Raw genomic sequence first — 666 nt, forward strand, 5'->3', positions numbered from 1 at the left:
ATCGACCGTCGCGCGATACTGAATCAGTTACTGGGCGAAAGCCACATCTCCTTGGAACAGCACGTCCGCAGTAGGATCTTGGAAGCCGGAACCATCGTAAACGCTTCAACCAAGATATACCTCGATACAAACTTCTGGGTATGGCTGCGGCAAGCTCAGACTAAGGACAATAGATCCCCGAGCAATCGCCTGCTTGCGGCGCTGACAGCGGGCGCGGATCGAGGCTTGCTCATATGCCCCCTAAGCGAAAGCGCGTTCATTGAGCTCTTCAAACAAAAGGATATTGAGACCCGGAGGGCTACAGCCGCCCTTATGGATCGGCTGAGCCACGGCTACGCACTTCTCGAGTCGCACATGCGGATGGCAAACGAGGTTTCCAACTTCGTCCACCGTAAGGCGGGCAAGTCGGTCTACGAATATACCCAGCTTGCTTGGTGCAAGGTGTCGTTTGTTCTCGGTCTCATTCACCCTTCGCCGAAGGTTCCAATCCCGCCCGACGTGCTACTGGCGTTCCAGAAGAGCGTTTTTGACGAGATGTGGAGCAAGCCCCTTGCCGATATCGTCGACGGGCTTGGTTCGGGTAAGACGCCCCCGATCCCTGATTTTATTGATACCGTGGGGAACATGTACGAGGGAAACTCGGCTCACGCCGGCGGGATATAGAGT

Annotated in this window: 1 protein-coding gene; it reads left to right on the plus strand. The window is 55.6% G+C overall.

What is annotated here, in order from left to right; translation table 11 throughout:
- Positions 1-663: hypothetical protein (locus AC2JF9_RS08120; protein WP_500726786.1), on the plus strand; the 663-nt coding region annotated here is incomplete at its 5' end.
- Between the last annotated feature and the right edge of the window lie 3 nt (positions 664-666).

This window comes from Lactobacillus sp. C449L (assembly GCF_059900815.1).